Origin of the sequence: Acinetobacter sp. WCHAc060042, assembly GCF_003231195.1 — a bacterium.
Classification (GTDB): domain Bacteria; phylum Pseudomonadota; class Gammaproteobacteria; order Pseudomonadales; family Moraxellaceae; genus Acinetobacter.
In genome coordinates this window covers 1-4,014 of sequence record NZ_QKVN01000081.1, presented here as the reverse complement: position 1 = coordinate 4,014, position 4,014 = coordinate 1, and the positions used below count along the sequence as shown (strand labels likewise).

The 4,014-nt window shown below is 40.4% G+C and carries 2 protein-coding genes and 2 pseudogenes; 2 read left to right on the top strand and 2 right to left on the bottom strand.

From position 1 onward, the window contains the following. The first annotated feature begins 65 nt into the window (after positions 1–65). Both DPG01_RS18130 and DPG01_RS18125 read left to right on the top strand, forming a co-directional pair. Positions 66–2,072, top strand: coding sequence for an esterase/lipase family protein (locus DPG01_RS18130; RefSeq protein WP_110975977.1), 2,007 nt, complete (start codon positions 66–68; stop codon positions 2,070–2,072). A gap of 252 nt (positions 2,073–2,324) precedes the next feature. Continuing rightward, positions 2,325–2,675, top strand: a pseudogene (locus DPG01_RS18125) (DNA mismatch repair protein MutS); the annotation flags it as partial. 104 nt (positions 2,676–2,779) lie between these two features. On the opposite strand, the gene DPG01_RS18120 reads toward DPG01_RS18125, so the two are convergent. Further along, positions 2,780–3,481: an IS1 family transposase gene (locus tag DPG01_RS18120; protein ID WP_004282344.1), complete on the bottom strand. Its 702-nt coding sequence runs from the start codon at positions 3,479–3,481 to the stop codon at positions 2,780–2,782. A gap of 373 nt (positions 3,482–3,854) precedes the next feature. Next, positions 3,855–4,014 (bottom strand): annotated as a pseudogene (locus tag DPG01_RS18115) (IS5/IS1182 family transposase); the annotation flags it as partial.

Sequence of the window (4,014 nt, the reverse complement as noted above, 5' to 3'; positions counted from 1 at the left end):
ATAAATCCGAGAATTATCGTATGATTTAAAAAATTCAAAAGAATAAACGGTAGTCGACGCTTTTTATGCCTAAATACATCCGTAGCACCTTGATGATGACCACTCTCGTTTCGCTTTTGAGTGGTTGCCAAGTGGTCAGTGTGAAAAATCAATCACTGAACGTCACGATTACCAATGAGCGTGAGAGTATTTTAACGCGGGATAAGCTCAGTGAAGCGAGTCTAAACGTGCTGTCTATGACGGGTAGAGAAGCCAAAATCTGTTCAGAGCAACCTGAAGAATGTGTCAGCGAACTCAAACAGATTCCACAAATTCAGGATGAACAGCTCCTCTCTACTGCCAGCGAGCTGTATCTCGCTAAAGCACTTTCCTTAGAAAAATCATCTGCCTGTAAAGTCAGTATTTTAGCCAAGACACAGTCTGAAGAAAAACAGGCACTGCAAAAACAAAACTACCAAAGCTGCCTAGATCAACAACTCGGCATGCTGGATAAAAGCATTCGCTATAGTTATGCCTACATGTTTAACACCAAACGTGGCCCGCAAGACCGTATTTTTGATAACCGTCAAGTCCAACTCCGTGACTTTTATAACCAAGCTATCGCTAAGCTTGTAAATAGTTATCGCTTACGCCATGGGCCATCTGAAGTCGGCAATCAAATAAAAGTGGGGCAAAGTATTTACCGCATAAATTATGACAACTACCCACTTTTAAAAAACCGTCAAGTTGAACAACTGATGTCAACTTACAATATGAACTTTTCAGGCCTACGCTCTATCACACGTCGCGATGGTTTTGGTTCAGAGTTTCTGATTGTCCTCCCACCCGAGCACAATGACACCTCACCAGAAAAAGCCAAATATATTGTCGATCCACTGCATTATCAGTACACCAATGATCGTAATCCTAACATTCACAATGCCCGTTATTTAGCAGCGACTATTACCGCACAGCCACGCTCTGCATCTAGTATCGATGAAATCTTAAACACCCCTGAGTTTGAAATCTCAGCTTATGATCCCTACAAGTTTGAATCTGCGAAAATTGCAGGCAAAAGTTACCCTCTTGCTGCAAACTTTTCTGCACCTTATGGCTTATGGTTGGCACAAAACAATTTAGGTAAAGCCGCGTATTTATCACTGATTGATCGTGATGCACGCCTCACCATGCCGCACCTATACATGCTTGAGCCGTACAACCCAAATAAAAAAGTGGTGGTGCTCGTTCACGGTCTAGCCAGCAGCCCAGAGGCATGGATTCGTCTGACGAATGATGTCATGGGCGACCCCGTGCTACGTGAGCACTATCAAGTCTGGCAAGTGTTCTACTCGACCAATATACCAATTTTAGAAAGTCGTTTCCAAATCTATGCAATCATTCAACAAAGTTTTAATTTGGTCGACAGCAAAGCACCTGCCAAAAAGGATGCCGTGCTAGTGGGTCATAGTATGGGCGGCATTATTGCGCGGCTTTTGGTAAGCGATGCTGACTTAACCCCTGCGGCAATGAAACTGCTACCCAATCGACGTGTGCAACAATTTAAAAATGATCCTCTGTTTAAATCGCGCCTCGACATTCAACCGATTCCAAATTTCAGTCGGGCCATTTTCTTAGCAGCGCCACATCGTGGGACAGAGTTTGCTGACCGCTGGTTTACCCTCGCGGCGCGTAAAGTCATTCGTCTACCAGGTGCATTTTTGGGGGCACTGACCGATGTTATACAAAGTAGTGACCCTGACCTACAAGAATTTATTAAAGATGTAGATAATGGACTCATACAAAATGGGCCAAGTGATCTCAGCAAGAACTCTAACTTCACTCGGTTAACTAAAAACGTCGTTCCATACAAAGGCATGAAATTCCACAGCATCATGGGGAATGCGACCAAAAGTGATGACATCAATATCATTACAGACGATGTCGTGCCTTATACGAGTGCCCATCTAGATGGTGCATTGTCTGAGAAGATTATTAAAGGTGGACATTCTATTCAAGAAACGCCTGAAGCTGTTCTTGAGTTACGTCGTATCCTACGGTTGCAGCTGACTGAACTCGGTCTGTATAAGCCTTAAATCTTAAAAAGCCTAAACAGATGTTTAGGCTTTTTTATTTTTGCTTTACACCTAATGCCTACAGCAATAATCACTTGGCTGTTTAACAACTGTTCGCTTTATAGATGATTTATTGTTTAGTCGTTTTCAATTTTGCTAAGATATTGCCATTCATACAATAGCTGTTCATAGCGCATAAATACACACGGTAAGCGGTGTCGCTCGGTCTATTTTTATATTGTGCATTTTCAAAGATTTAAGGATTTCACCTACATGAGCAATTCGGGAATCATAACTGATTTGTCCACACTCACACCCATGATGCAACAGTACATGGGCGTCAAAATGCAACATCCGCACTCTTTGATGTTCTATCGTATGGGTGACTTCTACGAGCTGTTCTTTGAAGATGCACACAAGGCCGCTAAACTTCTCGGGATTACCCTGACCCATCGTGGCAAAGCCAATGGTGAACCCATCCCTATGGCAGGCGTTCCTTACCATGCAGCTGAAGGCTACCTTGCTCGCTTGGTGAAAAAAGGCGAAACCGTCGTCATTTGCGAGCAAATTGGTGAGGTTACAGGTAAGGCCCCTGTTGAACGTGGCGTTGTCCGGATTATTACTGATTTGCTGCCTTAGTGTACCAATGGGCTTTGTTGCATAAATATGTAAGCATCTGATTTAAATAAATTTAATTTTGGGGTGGTGTTTTAAAAAGTATGCTGACATTAAATGAAGCCATTATTGATGTAAAAGAAGGTTAAGTCGAAGGCTTTAAAATGGTTTTCAAGCTTTTTGGAGAAATTACAACTTCTTCTAAAACCACGCCTTATTCGATGCCTTATTTTGCAATTATTACCTTCAATTCCTACAGTAAAAAACTTACCAATACTTTGCTTGCAGTTTTTAAAAGCAGTGATGAAACTGTCCCAATGATCACTTGCAATTCGGGTGTAGTGAATACCTAATTGTTTAAGCTTTGTCTTCAACCTTTGGACTGTAGCTAAATCTCTCTTACCCCAAACATAAGCAACAATCTCACCTGTTTCTCGATGGTAAGCGTAAATAAGCCATTGTTTATTATTTTTATTTCCAACAAAAGTCCAGAATTCATCTACTTCGAGAGATTCATAATGACTTTGTTTAGGCTGAATTTGATAGGCCGATTCAGTTAAAGTCCGTAAGACTTTACCGATACTAATGCGCTCAACTTCAGCGATATCTCGTATACCGCTGCCTCTGACCATTAACTGTAATATTTTACGAGTAATGCCAGAATTACATCCTAGATAGCTCAGAGCATGGTCACCAATAAACTGACGTTTGCAGTCTTTGCATTGGTAGTTCTGTTTCCCATCTACTTTGATGCCATTTTTCTTTATACTGTCACTGAGGCAGGTTGGACATTTGATTTCTAGAGTTATTTGCATTTCTCTATTTTATCAAAATTCAACCTGCTTTTTTTTAGCATACTTTTTGATACACCACCAAAAATAATATTCATTACTATGCTCCTAATGTTATTTACCGTAAAGAGATAGCAAGTGAAACTTGGTTTAAACTTAAACTACTAAGATTTTCAGAGCGAGATTATTTAACAAATCAAGTGAAATTACCTTCTGACTACAATTTAAATCTTTTGATTTTTGGTATTCCTCAATTCTTAATTAGAAGGCTTTGTGTGAGAACATCTAAAATCCCTCAAGTCCCTCGAGAATGGATCAATTAAATTTTAAATGATATTTTTAATCGGCTTTGTTGCACAAAGATTTTAAATGCAAAGCGCCCCTAATTGAGCCAAATTTAAGGCGTAACTTGGGTAAGTGGTCGACCTAATTCCGTAAATCTGTTAAGGACTGCTACACGTGCATGGATCTCATTCACTTGACTATCAAAACTCCTTGCACTGAGTTTATCTCCTAATAATTTGATGCAATGCATCTTAGTTTCAACCAAACTTCGC

Bases quoted from the DNA above. Each gene is read 5' to 3' on its own strand.
- DPG01_RS18130 (WP_110975977.1), top strand. From the start codon at position 66: ATGCCTAAATACATCCGTAGCACCTTGATGATGACCACTCTCGTTTCG.
- DPG01_RS18120 (WP_004282344.1), bottom strand. From the start codon at position 3,481: ATGCAAATAACTCTAGAAATCAAATGTCCAACCTGCCTCAGTGACAGT.